Below are 17,037 nucleotides of genomic sequence, written 5' to 3' on the forward strand. Positions count from 1 at the left end.
ATTGTTAAATCATCAGTAAACAAGGATAATAACCTGCTACAGTTAGTTCGTTAAGCTAAACCTAAGAGGGCCATGACAACGATAACGGCCATTGCGATCCAATGGGTAACACTTATACTGATAAATCCATTTTTAAAGGTGTCTTTCATCGTTAATCCCGTTAAATTGTTAAAGATAATCAAGAATCCAGAGTAAGGAACGATTGATAGAGCTCCAGATCCGATTGCGATAGCGCGGTGAACCGTTTCCGGATCTAGTCCCATTTCTAAATAGATAGGGGCAAAATTCGCAACGGAAATGCCAATTGCTCCAACAGCCGAAGCCGTAATACCGCCTATAAGACCTGTACCAATCATTAAGGAGAGTACAGGAGGTCCAGGAATGGATTGAATCAATTGAAATACACCTTTAAAGGCCGGAACACCTGTTGCAATGCTACCAAATGCAATCGTACTACCAGTAGTTATAGTTGATGATAACGATTCGTTAGCACCTTGATTTAATACCTCTTTTTGCTGATCAATTTGTTTACGGAATAAGAGAGCACTCATTACGATCGCAACAATCAAAGCAACAATGATATTGTTTTTCACGGAACTGAAAAGTAGTATTATGGCCAATAAAGTAATAATGGGTAGTAAACTGATAATAAATGATGGTAGTTCTCATTCATTTGCTGCATAACTACTTTTAACTTTTTCATCACCATGAAATGTCTCGTTCTTATGCAAGCTTTTTGACAAAGAGAATTTCATAAATACGAGTAGGAAGACAATTGCTGCGAGGGACGTTACGATTCCGATTACCGGCGCAGCAGTTAATGTGGTTCCCAAATCTGTTAATATTGTGTAAAGAAGGTGCCCCAGGTAACATCGTCATTGTGAACGTTGAAGTCCCGCCAAACACAGGAATGGTCACTAATTTCCACGATATATTAAGTTGTCTGAAGATCGGTTTCGCCATGGGAATTAATGCGAATATGATGACGAATACATTAATACCACCGTAAGTAAGAAGAGCAGAAATAATAAATAATGCCACTAAAGCGTTGTAAGGGTTCTTGGTTCCTACCACAGACAATACTTTATTTGCAATTGAAATCGTTGCCCCACTTTTATCCATGTATTTTGCTAATAAAGAACCTAATAAGAAAATAGCGAAATTGGATGCAATAAACCCAGCAAGTGCTGTCATGTAAGAATTTTCTTTGCCACAAATACGGTTTCTAATATCGATACATCGTTAAAAAGCAACACGACAATTGTCGCAATGGGTGCAGCAATGATGATATTGAACTTTTTAATAATAAAGAGAATGATCGTAAGTATCCCTAACAATATTCCCAGCAAACCTAATAGATCCATCTCTAATTTTTCCCCTTTAGTTATTTACATTTAATTCAAATATCTTGAATCAAGAGTAAATGAAAATAATTAGTTCATTTTCTGTCTGTTTTGTTGCTGTGTTTTCACATTGAGTTTCATGAATTCACTCCAATAGTAAATTTTTGTTCACGAATTCGACACACTTAGTATACATCTTAAGTTTGTATGAGTAAAATGAATAATAAGAATAAACAATATGCATAATTTTCATAGATTGGGGTTTATATATTTATGGACATACGTCACCTTACTTACTTTATTGAAGTAGCCAAATACAAAAGTTTTACCGAGGCCTCTAAATCCCTCCACTTGTCACAGTCAACCTTAAGCAAAGTAGTGAAAAGTTTGGAAGAAGAATTAAATGTAGAACTGATTGACCGTTCTGCAAAGAAAATTGAATTAACGGACGCAGGTGAAATCGTTTTGGCGGAAGGGGAGATTATTATGGAATCGATCAATGATTTATCCATCCACCTCTATGATTTAATGAACTTAAAAAAAGGAAAAATAAAAATCGGCATTCCGCCAATTATTGGTTTTTTATTTTTTCCAAAAATCATTAAAGGGTTTAATAATCTATATCCCGATATAAAAATAAACATCTTTGAAGATGATTCAAATAAGGTTAAACAGGATGTCAGAGACGGAATTTTGGATTTTGGAGTGGTCATGCTGCCGGTGGATGAAAAGGAGTTTGATGTAACTCCCTTTGTTTATGAAGAACTGTCGCTTTTCGTCCATACTACCCATCCATTTGCACAAAGGGAAAAAGTTGAATTGAATGAGTTGAAAAATGAAAACTTTATTTTATTTAACCAAGAGCTTATTTATAACCTCATTGTTCAAGAATGCCTTGGAGCTGGTTTTCGTCCGAAAATTGCCTATGAAATTTCTGAGTGGGGTTTCATTAGTGAAATGATTGGCGAAAACATAGGGATTTCGATTTGCCCCAAACCCATTGCAAAAAAAATGAATCAAGATTTAATCAAGGTGATTTCCATCGAAAATCCTACCATTCCTTGGCATTTAGGATTTATCTCAAAAAAAAGGAAACAGGCGTCGCCTGCAGTTCGTGAATTTATCCAGTATATTTCAGCGCAATTACCTATTAAATTATAGAAAGTATGTATTTTGCCAGAAAAGGTTTCTTTTTGACATGCTTAAATTTATATTCGTCATAGGTCGAAAGTTTATTTAATCACGATTTTCATGATATTCTATTGAAGTATGAAGATATCAGGAGGTAGCATAATGGCGATTGTGGATATAACAATAATTCCAGTTGGGACAAGCACACCGAGTGTCAGTGAATACGTGGCTGAGATTCAAAGAGTTCTTCAACAGTATGAAGGAAGGGTCAAGTTTCAGTTAACCCCTATGAGTACACTCATTGAAGGTGATTTAAAGCTATTGCTCGAGATCGTTCATGAACTTCATGAGGTTCCGTTTCTGAAAGGTTTGCAGAGAGTTTGTACGAATGTTCGAATTGATGATCGACGCGACAAAGAAAATACGATGGAGCGGAAATTACAGTCGGTGCAGTCAAAATTATAGTAATAATCTTAGGGTTTCATTAAATATCTTATTAGTTATATGTAATAATATTATGTAAACTGAAAAATGTACTATGAGATACAGAATAATGGGAGGGAGTGCAATACCATGGATTTTGAAACGGTCATGCAGGAACTGGAAACGCTTGGCAAAGAGCGAACGAAAAAAATTTACATAAGCAATGGTGCTCATGAGCCACTTTTTGGCGTGGCAACGGGGGCAATGAAACCACTAGCGAAAAAAATCAAAAATAATCAGCCATTGGCTGACCAATTATATGCTACAGGGAACTACGATGCCATGTATTTTGCGGGTGTAATCGCGGATCCAAAGATCATGACAGAGGCAGATTTTGAGCATTGGATGGATGGAGCCTATTTTTATATGCTTTCCGATTATGTGGTTGCTGTCACATTGGCAGAAACCGATATAGCACAAGAAGTTGCTGATAAATGGATTGCAAGCGGTGAAGAACTGAGGATGTCGGCAGGATGGAGCTGTTATTGCTGGCTTTTAGGTAATCAACCGGATCATGAATTTAGCGCTGACAAGCTTGCTACTATGCTTGATCAGGTAGAAAATACCATTCATCAGTCACCTGAAAGAACGAAATCCGCTATGAATAATTTTATGTACACCGTCGCCATTTCCTACTTGCCGCTCCATGAAAAGGCGGTTGAAACCGCTAAGGCAGTTGGTCCAGTCGAAATGAAGCGGGGGAAGAAAAAAAGCAGTATCTTGCTAGCTTCTGAAAATATCCAAAAGGAATTAGATAGAGGGAAGCTTGGTTTTAAACGCAAATATGTAAGGTGTTAGTATTGTTATAGTCGAAACACATAAATGGGAACAAGATTTTAAAACATCAAAATGATTGTAAAAAGAGCCATAATGAGCAAGTAGTACTAAAAACTTGCATATGTTAGGCTCTTTCCTTTGTTTAGTATGGATTTCCATATTATTCAAAGCTCTATTTATTAATAATAATGGATAATTTGTAGTTTACCTATTTGTTTAAGCCTATCAAAAATTCATCTAATACCTCATTGGATGGAAATTTACATTCTAAGAGATAACAGCTATCGCCGCCAATTTTGTAGTTGTTAATTACGTATGGTTCTTGTGTTTTAATGAAAGATAAATAAGGATCATGGTGAGTGCTTTTGGTGTAGATGTTAATCATAGCGTGAACAACATAACCCAATTTATTTTGATTGATATTAATGGTATACCCTTCTATTATTCCGCTATCCTCTAACTTTGCCACTCTTGCTGAAGTTGCTTGACCAGTCAAATGGACTTTCTCACCTAACTCCTTCTTCGTGATACGACTATTCTTAGATAGTTCCTCCAATATACGCATATCGGTATGATCTAACATTGAATCAACTCCTTCATTAATCAAGTAAAACTGACCAAAGACTTGATTTAATCTATGTGACTGTTTATTGAGATAGTATAAACTACATCTAGATGATAGAAAAGGAATTTGAAAACATGAATATACAACTAATTCGAAATGCTACACTTGTTGTTCAATATGCAGAGAAAAAGTTCATAATAGATCCATTTTTAGCAGAGAAGGGGACGTATCCACCATTTCCAAATTCATTAAGACAAGATCAGAATAACCCTTTAGTTAGCTTACCATCTACGATTGACAGTATTAGTAAGGATACAGATGCTGTCATTGTCACTCATCTACATTTAGACCACTGGGATGATGCTGCCAAAGATATTTTGCCAAAAGATATAAAAATGTTTGTGCAGAATGATAAGGATGCGAATGCAATTCGAAACGATGGTTTCCAAAATGTAGAGGTTTTACAAGAAGATACATTATTTGAAGATATCCAGTTGACGAAAACAAAAGGCGAGCATGGAAAAGGCGAAATGGTAAAATTTGCTGGTGATGTGTGTGGCGTTGTCCTCAAACATCCCAATGAAAAAACATTATATGTTGCTGGAGATACAGTTTGGTATGATGCGGTTCAAGAGGTGATTGAAACACACAAACCAGAAATTATTGTTGTAAATGGGGGAGACAATCAATTCCTACAAGGCGGCTCTCTTGTGATGGGGAAAGAGGATATCTATGAAGTCTATAAGACTGCTCCTAATGCAAAAATTATATCTGTTCATATGGAAGCTGTAAATCATTGGACATTGTCAAGAGAGGAATTAAGAACCTTTAGTATAGAAAAAGGGATATCTTCGAATATTTTAGTTCCTGTTGATGGGGAATCATACCCAATTTAAGTTAAGTGATGGACAATTTTGCTAAACCAATACACATACTTCAAGAACACTTCCACAGCAAAGAATCAAATTGTGTGTAAAATACACGCTAAACTCTTATACTATTATGAGAATCACAAATTGGAGGGAACAAGTATGCATATTGAAATGTGGACTGATTTTGCTTGACCATTTTGCTATATTGGCAAAAGGCGTCTGGAGGACGCCATTAAACAGATTGACCATCCCATTGAAGTGACATATCGATGCTACGAATTGGATCCATCAATGGGACGTGATATTCAAGAAAACATTTATGAAGGATTAGCCAAGAAATATGGCATGAGTATAGAGCAAGCAAAGGCAAACACACAAAGAGTGGTACAAATGGCAAAGGAAGTTGGATTGGATTATCATATGGATACCCTAATCCAAACGAACACTTTTGATGCTCATCGTCTAACCATGTATGCGAAAAGCCAGGGACTCATGAAAGAGATGACAGAACGAATTTTACAAGCGTATTTTACCGAATCGAAACATATTGGAGACCATGAAACCTTAACGGAGTTGGCGGTTGAAGTAGGGTTGAAACGGGATGATGTGGCTAAAATGCTCGCAAGTGATGAAATGACGGACGTTGTACGTGCAGATGAGCAAACAGCTAAACAATATGGCGTTACTGGTGTCCCATTTTTTCTTATTAATAAAAAATATGCCCTTACAGGTGCTCAGCCAGCCGAGACGTTTGTCCAGGCATTGAGAAAAGTGATTGCAGAGGATGAAATCACCGTTTTAAACAGCCAAGAAGCTCTAAATTGTGATGATGATGGCTGTGAAATACCTGAAAAGTAATTGGCAGGTTGGCTAGGTAATCCACAATCACTTTGAATCCAAGAGTATATTGATTAATGGTAAAGCCCCAAATTTCAAATTTAGAAATTTGGGGCTTATTTGTAAGCAGGCCACACTTTTGTATTTTATGTATGATTACTTTAAAGTTCCTTTTTACATTTTACCATTATAAAATTTATCGAAGGTTTATTTTCCATGTTCTTATTTGGTTCGTCAATTTCTGAAAACTCTACCAGTCCATATCTCTCAAAGTCTTGTTTTATGGAGTCAGAATCATAAAAAAACATTTTCACGCCTTCCATAATCTCAAAGTAGTCTTTGTCCAGTTGTTTGCCTTTTCCAAACATCGGAGCTTTTTTTGAAACAGTTGTAAAAATCATATATCCATTTGGCTTTAACTGATTATAGCAATCTTTAATGAACTTCTCTCTGTCAGATTTATTCAATAAGTGAAGAAGTGCATAGGAAAAGATACCGTCATAAAGTTTGTTGTCAAAAGGCATATCTGTTACCGAACCATTAAAAATACCAATATCAAGCCCGTTTTGTCTCGCCATTTCAATCGCTGTTTTTGAAATTTCAATGCCTGTTACATTTATTCCATTGTCCAAAAATATCTTTGCATTTCTACCATATCCAATACCTGGTATCAGTATGTCCTTGACATTCCTTTCAATGAAAAAGTCCTTTGTCAAGATTGCGGAGTCTGACGGTTCAAATCCCCACATCGTTTGTTTTTCTATAAAACTTGATTCCCAAAATTCCATGCTATTTTTATCTCCTTTCGCTTTTATTTAAATGGGATATGCAAGCTTGATACCAAGCTTGCATATCCTTAAACTCCAATAATTAAAATTCCCCAATCACAGTTCTTCTAAATTATATACAAGTAGGGTTAACGTGAAATCGCACTTTTAAATAGTTCCTTAAATTTCTCCTTATCTTCTGCAGTAAATGGTTTTGGCCCCTTTGTACGCTTTCCGCCTTTTCGCGCCATAGCGCTTAAATAACGTGTTTGTAATAGCTGGTCAATGTTATCATTTGTATAGGTATATCCAGTATGGTGAAGAACCGTACATCCTTTTGCTAAACCTAGCGATGCAAGGCCATAATCTTGCGTGACGATGATATCTCCTTTTGCCGCTAATTTCATAATTCGATAATCCGCAGCATCAGCCCCAGAATCAACATAAATGGTTTCTACGCCTGGTGGTTGTTCAGCACTCGAAAAATGAGAAAAGCTGGTTACAAGGATAACAGGAATAGTAGATTTCGTACCTTCAGAGATAATAATATCTTTTACTGGACAAGCATCAGCATCAACATAAATTTTCATCATATTTCTCCCGTAAATAAGTTTGAGTTGAGTTTAATGTCAGATGTACCTTTTGTCAAACCATACAGATACATGAGCATTAATATGTATCTGGCAAATCGTCAATGATACAATCAAATTTCTGTAACTTTTTTTAAGGTAAAACGATTAATAGATGAATAATTCAATCTAAGGGGGGAAAAGATTGTTTGATTTAGAGAATTTGGAAGAAAGAATCAGCGAAATTTATCATCGTCATTATTTAGATGTTTATAGATTCCTTATTTGTTTTTCGGGGAATCAAGATGAAGCGGAGGATATGACTCAAGAAGTATTTATTCGTGTACTGAAAAACATATCAACCTTTAATGGTACTAGTAATCTCAAAACTTGGATTTTTTCAATCGCCAAACATGTGGCAATTGACCATTATAGAAAGAAGAGGTTTTCCTCTATTTTTAAAGAGGGATTTTTCAAGCATATCGTTTCAAAGGAAAAAGGACCAACTGAATTAGTTGAACTCAGTGAAATGCAACAGCTCGTGCAAGAAGCAATCTCAAAATTAAAACCCACCTATAGAACAGTCGTTTTGCTTAGAGGAATAAATGGATTTTCAATAAAAGAAACAGCTGAAATCCTCAATTGCAGTGATTCCAAGGTCAAAGTAGATTATCACAGAGCATTAAAAGACCTAAAAAAGAAATTGAATATAGATGTAGAGGAGGTAATTGGAAATGCAAACTGATAAAGATTTGTTCAACCTAATTAAAGAATCGTATCCTTTACAGCCAAGGAAGGAGTTTGTTTCATCAACTGAAGTTAAACTTAGACAACGTGCACAGAAAATGACTAAAAAGCACATGATGAAACGGTTATCGTTTGTATCCAGTGGATTACTATTGTGTGTCCTTGCCTTTTCATGGTTTTTCTTTTTTAGTGGAAAGGATATTGTTTTAGATACTCTCACTTCACTGGGAGAAAAGGAAACGAAAACTCAAGATGAAAATATACCGACAATTGAAGCTGTATTAGAGAATACTCTTACAGGACCAAGTGATGAATTGAATCAAATATTGAATGAGACGGAATGGATTGAACCTTTACGGCAATATGAAGAAACTCGATATAAAGAATATTTTGCCGATGATACTTCCTACCAAGATTTCGTTAATAGTTATGGTTCAGTATTAATGATTGAACCGATGAGAAGCCATTACACATTAAAGGTGAAAAAGATTGAATACGAAAAAATAGATTCCAAAGATATGGTTTATAATTTTTCAGTAGAATTACAGTACCAAAAAGAAGGCAGTGAATTATCTGAAGTTGCAACGGTGAATGGTCAAGCGAATTTAACTGAAGAACATAAAATAGAAGGTATGATTATTCGCTATGAAAAACTATGGGGAACCTGGTTTAATGAATGAATAACTTAACCAATATTTGCATTAGTAAAAACGTTCAGAATTTAATCTGAACGTTTTTACTTTCCATTTTATATTACCTGATTGTTTTCTTTATTTTTCTTTTTCACGATTGTGACTTTCATCCAGTATCCCTTTTGTTGATTGTTTAAATTCTCTTAGTGTTGAGCCGAATGCTCTTCCGATTTCTGGTAACTTGGAAGGACCAAAAATAATAAGGGCGAGCGTTACAATTAGTATTAAACCTGGTATTCCAATATTTTGAAGCATAGTTTCCCTCCTCTTTGAATCACATTTTTACAATAGATTCTGCAATAAACTCGTTTAGTTCCATTTTTAATTGACATTGTTACAACTAAAATTTTACAAAAAAAGCTGTAAAATACATGATTAATATTCCGAGTGTAAATCCCGCAAAATTCATCCACGATACGAAAGGTTCATTATTCTTTTTGTGATCTTCTATAAGCATTTTGGAAATAACGAAGATAACCTGTAATATAGCACCTGCACCAATACCTAAAAATACTGCACCCCATATTGGTGAGAAGATAAATCCTCCGAACCAAGTTCCCAAAATCGCAGGGGCACCTGCAATAGTTCCTAATAACACAAATTGGCTTATCTTTGGCTTAGTTGTTAACAATGGTGCAGCAATCCCAATCCCCTCCGTGATATTATGCAGGGTAAAACCGATGATTAAAAACGTACCTAACGCGACTTCACCAAGTGCAAAAGAAGAACCAATCGCCAATCCTTCACCAAAATTATGAAGTCCAATCCCTGTTGCCATCAATAATGCAATTCCTAGTGGTGAGTACCCATTGCGTTTTTGCCTTTTTTGTTGGTACTGGTCAAATCCAATCAATAGGAGAAAAGAAAGGACGGTGCTAATAATTACTACCATGTTTCCTTGAAATACAGAGGGTGCTTCAGCTCCAATTTCAAATCCATCAAATAACGTCCCAAAAAATAAGAATAGTAGGAGACCAACAGTAAGTGCAAGGATCGCATTAATCCAACTTTTCTTCATACGTTTCATAAATGGATACCATAATAGACCTAATGTAATGGGAACAATGCCTACATAAAATCCAATAAATCCGTAATTCAATACATTTTCCCATGAAAATTCAGGAGTTAAGGTGGCTACATCAATTGTTGCTTCCGTTATAATTCCATTTTCAGATAGTAATAGAATGGTATGGGGGTCACCTTCAACCCATGGATAATTAATAGTTACCTTAGCATCATCGAACCGATTAAGAGTAGAATCTGGGGTCATGGAAAAAGTCCATACAGAATCATCAACAATCACTTGAGATATGGTCAATGTGTCTGGTCCTGTATTACTTACATTAAGCTCAAATCCTGATGGAACAATTTTTATTTGTTCAACGTTTAACACTTCAATTGGAGCAGCAGGATCCCGTTCTACGCCAGCCCCATTTTTAAATACCCATCCTAACACCAGCAGTAACAGAACTAGAGGAATTAGAAAGGTAATCAGCCATTTTACTTTCATAATCATTTACACTCCTTTCTATTCAACTTCAAAAAATCCCATCCAGCCCAGCTCCGCAAATTCACTTACATGAGCGTGAAACATATATCTCCCCTTGTATGGAAAACGAACCTCAAGAATCCCGCGTTCTCCTTGGCATTGCATAATAGTATCGGTAAATTGAGAGGGGTTATCATTTCTACCTGTTGGAATATAGGTGAAATAGTTAGCGTGTAAATGAAATGAGTTTAGTAAGTCAAACTCTGTTAAATTGCTCAAATAAATACGGACAAGCTCATCCTTCTTGATTTTAATGGGATGATTCATAAACGCAAATGCGTAGCCATTTACCGTATAAAATTCATTTGCACCGTCCAAATCCAAATCAAATGCATTCATAACCATATTCATTTCCAAAGCTGGTTCCCTTGGTGTTTTTGGATCAATTATAAAATTTCCGTATAAACCTTTATGAATATGTCGGGCCAACGGTAATACATGGCAATGATAAATTTGTAAACCATACGGCTTTGCTTCAAATTCATAGGTGAAGGATTGACCTGGAGCAATAGCTTCTAACCCATCCATCTCAGGCGGGTGAATCCCATGAAAATGAATAGAGTGAGGGTGGCTGCCCTGATTAACAAAATGAAACCTTAAAAGGTCCCCTTCGGTACAACGAAAGGTTGGTCCTGGAATCGTTCCATTGTAGGTCCATCCTGGAAACTTAATTCCTTTTGCAATTTCAATTTCCTTATCAATTGCGACAACTTCATATTCTCGTAAAGTCTTACCATCTGGAAGTTTTGTCACTTTTCCATAATCAAATTCGGTTAAGAGACGTTCAGCCATTTTATAACCTTCTGTTTTTTCCGAATCATGCATAGTAGTGTGATTTGTGGAATGACTACTGTGACTCGATGTATGACTGTCTGCATGAACCACATTAGAGAATGGTGCAACTTTATTTAAATAAATACTTCCTGCTATCCCCAATGCCCCAGTGGTTCCAATCTTTAAAATATCTCGCCTAGAAATTTTTTTGTCTGCCATTCTTTGACCTCCTCTTAAAAAGTTTCCCTGATGCAATTTTATTTGTATATGCCAATACTCTATGCCACGGACAATCTTTTTGTCAATCACCAAATGATGATTTTTTATAAAAACATTCAAATAATTGTTTGACCGTTAAAATGGTTATTGTATATACTAATAATCAAATGAAGGTTTGAATGAGGAGGAGTAATCTTTTGAAACATGAAGATGTTTGTGAAGTAACCTGCGTGGATGAAGATAAAGTAAATCGTGTAAAAGAGGTTATTTCTCAGAGAGATACCATGTCTGTTGCCCAAATATTTAAAGCGTTGTCTGACGACACTAGAATTAAGATCGCTTACGCTTTAAGTGAGGAAGATGAATTGTGCGTATGTGACGTAGCGAATATTGTAGGAAGTACAACAGCTACTGCATCCCATCATTTACGACTTCTTCGGAATTTGGGATTAGCAAAATATCGTAAGGAAGGCAAATTAGTGTTTTATTCTTTAGATGATGATCACGTAAGACAACTAATTCAAATAGCCTTTACGCATCAATTGGAGGGGAAAACACATGAGTAATACTGGATTGGAAAAAACAAATGACAAAACCGTATACCGAGTGCAAGGATTCACCTGAGCGGGGTGTGCGACAAAGTTCGAAAAGAACGTAAAACACCTGGATGGTGTTTCTGATGCAAGTGTAAACTTTGGTGCTGCAAAACTTACGGTATATGGTAATACAACAATTGAAGAACTTGAAAAAGCTGGTGCGTTTGAAAACATAAAACTTGTTCCTGAAAAACAAAAAATAGTAGAGAAAAAGGTGCCGTTCCTACAAAAACACTCAACTGTTATTGCTTCATTTGTTTTCTTACTTATTGGATGGTTTTCGGGGCAATTAAATGGGGAAGAGAGTACCTCATCGATTTTAGCTTATGGGGCTTCTATGGTAGTCGGTGGTTACCGACTTTTTAGTACAGGATTAAAAAATTTATTCCGTTTAGACTTTGATATGAAAACTTTAATGACTATTGCTGTCATTGGTGCTGCATTTATCGGTGAATGGGGTGAAGGATCAACCGTTGTTATCCTGTTTGCGATAAGCGAAGCACTTGAATCCTATTCAATGGATAAGGCACGTCAATCCATACGTTCTTTGATGGATATTGCACCAAAGGAAGCACTAATTCGAAGAGGAAATAAAGAGTTAACGGTAGAAGTTGACGATATTCAAATCGGCGACATTATGATTATAAAACCAAGCCAAAAAATTGCAATGGACGGGATTGTCATCAAAGGATTATCATCCGTTAATCAGGCTACCATTACGGGTGAATCCGTTCCTATGGCAAAAAACGTTGATGACGAAGTATTTGCTGGAACATTAAATGAAGAAGGTTTACTTGAAGTTAAAGTAACCAAACATGTTGACGACACAACGATTGCAAAGATTATTCATTTGGTCGAGGAAGCCCAAGCAGAAAAAGCACCTTCTCAGGCATTTGTGGATCGATTTGCAAAGTATTACACACCGATCATTATGCTTATCGCATTAGGTGTCGCTGTTGTACCACCGTTATTATTTGGTGGCGATTGGGACAAATGGATTTATCAAGGTTTGGCCGCTCTTGTGGTTGGATGTCCATGTGCGTTAGTTATTTCAACACCAGTTGCAATTGTAACAGCAATAGGTAATGCTGCTCGAAATGGTGTTCTAATAAAAGGTGGAATTCACTTAGAAGAAATGGGAGCAATTAAGGCTATTGCCTTCGATAAAACAGGTACCTTAACGTACGGTGTTCCCGTTGTAACGGACTACATTCCACAACCAGGTACAGATTCTGATGAACTTCTTACGATTATTGCTGCATTAGAAAATGGTTCCCAGCATCCATTAGCTTCAGCGATCATGAAGAAAGCGGAACAGGATCATTTACCTTACAAGGATCTTACCATCGAGGAGTTTTCTTCGATTACAGGTAAAGGCATAAAAGGCAAAGTCAACGAAAAAATGTATTATATAGGCAGTCCTAATTTATTTGATGAAATCTTAATAGATGGAGTTCCATTAGACCTTAAAGGCGACATTTCCGAATTACAAAATCAAGGAAAAACTGTTATGGTTGCGGGGACAGAAACAGAGATATTGGGACTACTTGCTGTTGCTGATGAAGTAAGAGGAAATAGTAAATCAGTCATTCAAAAACTCCACTCGATTGGCATTAAAGAAACCATTATGTTAACGGGGGATAATTCAGGAACTGCCAATGCAATTGGAAATCAAGTAGGGGTATCTAACATAAAGGCAGAACTATTGCCTCAAGACAAATTAGCCTTCATTAAAGAACTAAGAAATAAATATGACCGTGTTGCAATGGTCGGAGATGGTGTGAATGATGCGCCAGCATTGGCTGCTTCTACAGTTGGGATAGCCATGGGCGGTGCTGGAACAGATACTGCACTTGAGACGGCGGATATTGCTTTAATGGCCGATGATTTAGGAAAACTTCCTTTCACCGTAAAGCTAAGTAGAAAAGCCTTAGCTATCATTAAACAGAACATCACGTTTTCATTAGGTATCAAACTTGTTGCATTACTATTAGTAATACCGGGTTGGTTAACTCTTTGGATTGCAATATTTGCCGATATGGGTGCAACGCTTATTGTCACTTTAAATGGTTTAAGGCTTCTCAGGGTAAAAGACAAATAAGAAGAGGCTTCCCACATAATTGGGAAGCCTTTTTTAGTTGAAAAGGGGGAAATTATATATGATTTATGACGTTATTGTTATAGGAGGAGGTCAAGCAGGACTTTCCATAGGGTATTATTTAAAACAAACAAACTTATCATTTCTTATTTTAGATAGGGAAAGTGCTGTTGGTGCTAGTTGGAAAAATAGGTATGATTCTTTAACCCTGTTTACTCCACGCTCTTATTGTTATCTACCAGGATTATCATTAAAAGGAGATGAGAAAAAGTACCCATCTAAAGACGAAATTTCAGATTATTTATCATTGTATGCCAATACTTTTTCGCTACCTATTCAACTTAATACCTCAGTTTTGAATTTGGACAAAAAAGACCATTTTATTTTGAACACTACACAAGGTGAGTATCATTGTAAAAATGTAATCGTAGCAACAGGTCCTTTCCAAAAACCATTCATCCCAGAATTTTCACAACTTCTTTCAGAAAATATCCTTCAATTGCATTCATCAAAATATAGAAATCCCAACCAATTAAAGCAAGGTGACACACTCGTCGTTGGAGGGGGGAACTCAGGTGCTCAAATTGCTTCTGAAATATCAATGGAAAGAAAGGTGTATTTGTCTGTAGGACAGAAACTAAAATTCCTGCCACAGGATATAGCGAACAAAAGTATATTTTGGTGGTTTGATAAAATAGGAGTTTTAAAGGTTAATGTTCATAGCAAAGTCGGTCAATTTATAAAGAATAAATCCGACCCTATCTTTGGATTCGTGCTTAAATCTCAACTCAATGAGGGAAAGGTGATACTAAAGCCTAGAGCAACATCAGCTAGTAAAAATGATGTATTCTTTCATGACAATACGAGCTTAAGAGTGTCGAATGTCATTTGGTCCACTGGATTCAAATCAGATTATAGTTGGATAAAAATACCCACCGAATTAAATGAAAAAGGGCTCCCAATACATCAAAGAGGGACCACTTCAATTAATGGATTATACTTTTTAGGTTTACCTTGGCAATATCGAAGGGGATCAGCGTTACTTCAAGGAGTAGGAACAGATGCAAAATATATAGTTGAAAAATTATTAAGAAATGAATAATGGGTTCCAATCCCTTGTCTTGTAAAAGTCATGGGAAACTTAGATACGAATATAATGTACAAACGTATTATTGGAGGCATACTATGGCAGAGGTAATTGAAGCCAGTTTATATATATTCATTTTTATCTTTTTCGGTATGGTTTCAGGTGGAGTCGCTGTTACGATAATCAGTAAAGTGTTTCATAAGGATACCTTGTACCTTAATGTATTTTGCGGAGGAATTTTAGCGGGAATAGTAGGATTTGATTTAGTCCCAGAATTAATGAGTCATTACCGACCATTGGGGATAATGGCTGGAATATCTCTAGGGATTTTATTTATGCTTCTTATGGATCGATTTTTACATAACTCAAGCCTTACCATATTTGAACATCCTGAAACGATCATGTTGTTATTTCTGGCATTATTATTTCATAGTATCCCTTCAGGAATAGCTTTGGGCATTGACTTTCAGGCTGGACATTTACATGAGTCCGTATTATTAGGAGCAATATTGATTCATCATATCCCAGAAGGAATGGTCATGATGGTTTCCGTTTTGTATTCCAATATGAAGTTGAAATCCTTTTGGATATTTTGTTTTGTACTATCACTTGCAGTTGGAGTAAATACTTTTCTAGGAATTATATTAGACTTTCAGTCTATAAAACTGCGTACCATGTTTATGGGAATAGCTGTTGGGACGTTAGGGTATGTCACTTTTTATGAATTGTTGTGGAAGGGAATAAAGCGACATTTGGCCTTAAAGATGATTTTGGCGGCAATATTAGGTTTCTTAATAATAAGATTTTACCTATCAATCACTTCATTTTTTCATTAGTACAGAACATTTAATGACGATTCCACTAAGAACGTGGATTTTATTCTGCCTTTATTGAATAAGTACAACACGAAAGTTACTTTTTTTCTTTATTGGAAATAATATTGAACATTACCCAAATGAAGCATGAACTTCAGGAATTATGATAAAAAAGGTTGGAAAATAACTCGAAAAATAATGATAAATTTTCCAATAAAAAGATGAACCTAATGTTATAATTAGTGTAAAATTACACTAAATTATAAGAAAAGGGGAGAGAGAATATGTTTAAACAATTTTACATTTATCTGGTTTTATTCGCTACTCTTATGATGACAATTGGTGGTGCGGTGAGTATTTTTATGACAGCTGCTGACATTATAAGTCCGACCACTTATATGGAAGTTAATGTAGCAAAAAATCAATTAATTAAAAGTTTCGGTTTTATCGTTATTCCTTTCCCTATCTTTTTGTATTTCAACCGTTTAAGAAAAAAGCTAGAATAAGAGAAAGCCTGTGTCATTTATAAGCTAGGTCTCATCTTCCAACTTTCTCATTTATTGTTACCACAGCTTGGTGATGCTTGGAGGATAATATGTCCTTCCTCTTCTAGAGAGTGAGGGGATTTTTATATCCACATAACACTAATTGTGTATAGTATAATAAAATTAACATTATTTTAAATTTTATAACAACTTGATAAGGGAGGTATTAATGTCAATCATCGGTTACCTATTTTGGGGATTATTATTAGCACTTGTATTGTTCGGTGTATTATTCGATAAACTATTTCCAAACAAAGTGAAATTTAAAGATCCAGTATACGACAAATCTACTAATCAACAATTAAACGAAAATGTTTCTTTGAACACCAAGAGTACCAATGAAATAGGTGGAACTTTTTTACCCTAATTATTTGGAGGTTGAAATTTCACTTTAAAAAATCTCCTCGACCATGAATCGGATTAAAATATAAATAGGAAAAATGTCCATCAAATTATTCGATGGACTCTTTTTTTTGAGGCAATATGCCCTTTTTAAATACGAACAATGGTATTTATAGAATTAATAAAAGCCAAAACTAAATAAATTGACCATAAATAGGGGTATTTCCGT

General features: G+C 35.7%; 22 protein-coding genes. 13 read left to right on the forward strand and 9 right to left on the reverse strand.

The genetic code is table 11. The features are described from left to right. Positions 1–50: 50 nt before the first annotated feature. The 3 genes from QUG14_RS01325 to QUG14_RS01335 form a co-directional block, all read right to left on the reverse strand. A complete protein-coding gene (locus QUG14_RS01325) occupies positions 51–593 on the reverse strand; it encodes a hypothetical protein (RefSeq protein WP_289338637.1) in 543 nt (180 codons plus the stop codon). 130 nt (positions 594–723) lie between these two features. Then, positions 724–1,194 carry a GntT/GntP/DsdX family permease gene (locus QUG14_RS01330; RefSeq protein ID WP_289338639.1) on the reverse strand — a complete coding sequence of 157 codons (471 nt, stop codon included), beginning with the start codon at positions 1,192–1,194 and terminating at the stop codon, positions 724–726. Beyond that, positions 1,191–1,364: a hypothetical protein gene (locus QUG14_RS01335; RefSeq protein ID WP_289338640.1), complete on the reverse strand. Its 174-nt coding sequence runs from the start codon at positions 1,362–1,364 to the stop codon at positions 1,191–1,193. The genes QUG14_RS01330 and QUG14_RS01335 overlap by 4 nt, the downstream gene beginning before the upstream one ends. Positions 1,365–1,616: 252 nt before the next feature. Here QUG14_RS01335 and QUG14_RS01340 point away from each other — a divergent pair, with 252 nt between their 5' ends. From QUG14_RS01340 to QUG14_RS01350, 3 genes are all read left to right on the forward strand, one after another. Further along, on the forward strand, positions 1,617–2,504 hold the full coding sequence (locus QUG14_RS01340) for a LysR family transcriptional regulator (RefSeq protein WP_289338642.1): 888 nt from the start codon (positions 1,617–1,619) through the stop codon (positions 2,502–2,504). 132 nt (positions 2,505–2,636) lie between these two features. Continuing rightward, positions 2,637–2,939, forward strand: coding sequence for an MTH1187 family thiamine-binding protein (locus QUG14_RS01345; RefSeq protein WP_289338643.1), 303 nt, complete (start codon positions 2,637–2,639; stop codon positions 2,937–2,939). A gap of 108 nt (positions 2,940–3,047) precedes the next feature. Beyond that, a complete protein-coding gene (locus QUG14_RS01350; protein ID WP_289338644.1) occupies positions 3,048–3,755 on the forward strand; it encodes a DNA alkylation repair protein in 708 nt (235 codons plus the stop codon). A 187-nt stretch (positions 3,756–3,942) separates the two neighbouring features. Here QUG14_RS01350 and QUG14_RS01355 read toward each other — a convergent pair whose 3' ends face one another. Then, complete coding sequence (locus tag QUG14_RS01355) at positions 3,943–4,317, reverse strand: Lrp/AsnC family transcriptional regulator (RefSeq protein ID WP_289338645.1); 375 nt, start codon at positions 4,315–4,317, stop codon at positions 3,943–3,945. A gap of 116 nt (positions 4,318–4,433) precedes the next feature. Here QUG14_RS01355 and QUG14_RS01360 point away from each other — a divergent pair, with 116 nt between their 5' ends. Together QUG14_RS01360 and QUG14_RS01365 are read left to right on the forward strand one after the other, a co-directional pair. Beyond that, the gene (locus tag QUG14_RS01360; protein ID WP_289338646.1) at positions 4,434–5,195 is read left to right on the forward strand and encodes an MBL fold metallo-hydrolase; all 762 of its coding nucleotides are present in this window, start codon (positions 4,434–4,436) and stop codon (positions 5,193–5,195) included. Positions 5,196–5,375: 180 nt separating this feature from the next. Next, on the forward strand, positions 5,376–6,029 hold the full coding sequence (locus QUG14_RS01365; protein ID WP_289344040.1) for a DsbA family oxidoreductase: 654 nt from the start codon (positions 5,376–5,378) through the stop codon (positions 6,027–6,029). Between the two features lie 140 nt (positions 6,030–6,169). Here QUG14_RS01365 and QUG14_RS01370 read toward each other — a convergent pair whose 3' ends face one another. Together QUG14_RS01370 and QUG14_RS01375 are read right to left on the reverse strand one after the other, a co-directional pair. Beyond that, positions 6,170–6,796: a class I SAM-dependent methyltransferase gene (locus QUG14_RS01370; RefSeq protein ID WP_289338647.1), complete on the reverse strand. Its 627-nt coding sequence runs from the start codon at positions 6,794–6,796 to the stop codon at positions 6,170–6,172. A gap of 128 nt (positions 6,797–6,924) precedes the next feature. Beyond that, on the reverse strand, positions 6,925–7,365 hold the full coding sequence (locus tag QUG14_RS01375) for a YaiI/YqxD family protein (protein ID WP_289338649.1): 441 nt from the start codon (positions 7,363–7,365) through the stop codon (positions 6,925–6,927). 184 nt (positions 7,366–7,549) lie between these two features. Between QUG14_RS01375 and QUG14_RS01380 the strand changes: the two genes are divergently transcribed. Together QUG14_RS01380 and QUG14_RS01385 are read left to right on the forward strand one after the other, a co-directional pair. Then, complete coding sequence (locus QUG14_RS01380) at positions 7,550–8,089, forward strand: RNA polymerase sigma factor (RefSeq protein ID WP_289338651.1); 540 nt, start codon at positions 7,550–7,552, stop codon at positions 8,087–8,089. Beyond that, entirely contained in the window at positions 8,079–8,771 is a 693-nt protein-coding gene (locus tag QUG14_RS01385) for a hypothetical protein (RefSeq protein ID WP_289338653.1), read from the forward strand. The genes QUG14_RS01380 and QUG14_RS01385 overlap by 11 nt, the downstream gene beginning before the upstream one ends. A gap of 90 nt (positions 8,772–8,861) precedes the next feature. Here QUG14_RS01385 and QUG14_RS01390 read toward each other — a convergent pair whose 3' ends face one another. The 3 genes from QUG14_RS01390 to QUG14_RS01400 form a co-directional block, all read right to left on the reverse strand. After that, entirely contained in the window at positions 8,862–9,038 is a 177-nt protein-coding gene (locus tag QUG14_RS01390) for a twin-arginine translocase TatA/TatE family subunit (protein ID WP_289338655.1), read from the reverse strand. 85 nt (positions 9,039–9,123) lie between these two features. Continuing rightward, the gene (locus QUG14_RS01395; RefSeq protein ID WP_289344041.1) at positions 9,124–10,293 is read right to left on the reverse strand and encodes a ZIP family metal transporter; all 1,170 of its coding nucleotides are present in this window, start codon (positions 10,291–10,293) and stop codon (positions 9,124–9,126) included. 18 nt (positions 10,294–10,311) lie between these two features. Beyond that, positions 10,312–11,325 (reverse strand): multicopper oxidase domain-containing protein, encoded by a 1,014-nt coding sequence (locus tag QUG14_RS01400; protein ID WP_289338656.1) that lies wholly within the window; start codon positions 11,323–11,325, stop codon positions 10,312–10,314. Positions 11,326–11,522: 197 nt separating this feature from the next. Between QUG14_RS01400 and QUG14_RS01405 the strand changes: the two genes are divergently transcribed. From QUG14_RS01405 to QUG14_RS01435, 6 genes are all read left to right on the forward strand, one after another. Then, complete coding sequence (locus QUG14_RS01405; protein WP_289338657.1) at positions 11,523–11,891, forward strand: ArsR/SmtB family transcription factor; 369 nt, start codon at positions 11,523–11,525, stop codon at positions 11,889–11,891. After that, on the forward strand, positions 11,884–14,022 hold the full coding sequence (locus QUG14_RS01410; RefSeq protein WP_289338658.1) for a heavy metal translocating P-type ATPase: 2,139 nt from the start codon (positions 11,884–11,886) through the stop codon (positions 14,020–14,022). The genes QUG14_RS01405 and QUG14_RS01410 overlap by 8 nt, the downstream gene beginning before the upstream one ends. Before the next feature lie 58 nt (positions 14,023–14,080). Then, positions 14,081–15,121: a flavin-containing monooxygenase gene (locus QUG14_RS01415; protein ID WP_289338659.1), complete on the forward strand. Its 1,041-nt coding sequence runs from the start codon at positions 14,081–14,083 to the stop codon at positions 15,119–15,121. Between the two features lie 83 nt (positions 15,122–15,204). Further along, positions 15,205–15,942 carry a ZIP family metal transporter gene (locus tag QUG14_RS01420; RefSeq protein WP_289338661.1) on the forward strand — a complete coding sequence of 246 codons (738 nt, stop codon included), beginning with the start codon at positions 15,205–15,207 and terminating at the stop codon, positions 15,940–15,942. Positions 15,943–16,205: 263 nt separating this feature from the next. Further along, positions 16,206–16,427, forward strand: a complete 222-nt coding sequence (locus tag QUG14_RS01430; protein ID WP_289338662.1) for a DUF5671 domain-containing protein — start codon at positions 16,206–16,208, stop codon at positions 16,425–16,427. 208 nt (positions 16,428–16,635) lie between these two features. Then, positions 16,636–16,833: a hypothetical protein gene (locus QUG14_RS01435; protein ID WP_289338664.1), complete on the forward strand. Its 198-nt coding sequence runs from the start codon at positions 16,636–16,638 to the stop codon at positions 16,831–16,833. The last annotated feature ends 204 nt before the right edge of the window (positions 16,834–17,037 follow it).

This window comes from Neobacillus sp. CF12, assembly GCF_030348765.1.
Classification (GTDB): Bacteria; Bacillota; Bacilli; order Bacillales; family Cytobacillaceae; genus Neobacillus.

Bases quoted from the DNA above. Each gene is read 5' to 3' on its own strand.
- QUG14_RS01340 (WP_289338642.1), top strand. From the start codon at position 1,617: ATGGACATACGTCACCTTACTTACTTTATTGAAGTAGCCAAATACAAA.
- QUG14_RS01370 (WP_289338647.1), bottom strand. From the start codon at position 6,796: ATGGAATTTTGGGAATCAAGTTTTATAGAAAAACAAACGATGTGGGGA.
- QUG14_RS01400 (WP_289338656.1), bottom strand. From the start codon at position 11,325: ATGGCAGACAAAAAAATTTCTAGGCGAGATATTTTAAAGATTGGAACC.
- QUG14_RS01415 (WP_289338659.1), top strand. From the start codon at position 14,081: ATGATTTATGACGTTATTGTTATAGGAGGAGGTCAAGCAGGACTTTCC.
- QUG14_RS01375 (WP_289338649.1), bottom strand. From the start codon at position 7,365: ATGAAAATTTATGTTGATGCTGATGCTTGTCCAGTAAAAGATATTATT.
- QUG14_RS01430 (WP_289338662.1), top strand. From the start codon at position 16,206: ATGTTTAAACAATTTTACATTTATCTGGTTTTATTCGCTACTCTTATG.
- QUG14_RS01435 (WP_289338664.1), top strand. From the start codon at position 16,636: ATGTCAATCATCGGTTACCTATTTTGGGGATTATTATTAGCACTTGTA.
- QUG14_RS01355 (WP_289338645.1), bottom strand. From the start codon at position 4,317: ATGTTAGATCATACCGATATGCGTATATTGGAGGAACTATCTAAGAAT.
- QUG14_RS01390 (WP_289338655.1), bottom strand. From the start codon at position 9,038: ATGCTTCAAAATATTGGAATACCAGGTTTAATACTAATTGTAACGCTC.
- QUG14_RS01335 (WP_289338640.1), bottom strand. From the start codon at position 1,364: ATGGATCTATTAGGTTTGCTGGGAATATTGTTAGGGATACTTACGATC.
- QUG14_RS01330 (WP_289338639.1), bottom strand. From the start codon at position 1,194: ATGACAGCACTTGCTGGGTTTATTGCATCCAATTTCGCTATTTTCTTA.
- QUG14_RS01360 (WP_289338646.1), top strand. From the start codon at position 4,434: ATGAATATACAACTAATTCGAAATGCTACACTTGTTGTTCAATATGCA.
- QUG14_RS01395 (WP_289344041.1), bottom strand. From the start codon at position 10,293: ATGAAAGTAAAATGGCTGATTACCTTTCTAATTCCTCTAGTTCTGTTA.
- QUG14_RS01350 (WP_289338644.1), top strand. From the start codon at position 3,048: ATGGATTTTGAAACGGTCATGCAGGAACTGGAAACGCTTGGCAAAGAG.
- QUG14_RS01385 (WP_289338653.1), top strand. From the start codon at position 8,079: ATGCAAACTGATAAAGATTTGTTCAACCTAATTAAAGAATCGTATCCT.
- QUG14_RS01420 (WP_289338661.1), top strand. From the start codon at position 15,205: ATGGCAGAGGTAATTGAAGCCAGTTTATATATATTCATTTTTATCTTT.
- QUG14_RS01345 (WP_289338643.1), top strand. From the start codon at position 2,637: ATGGCGATTGTGGATATAACAATAATTCCAGTTGGGACAAGCACACCG.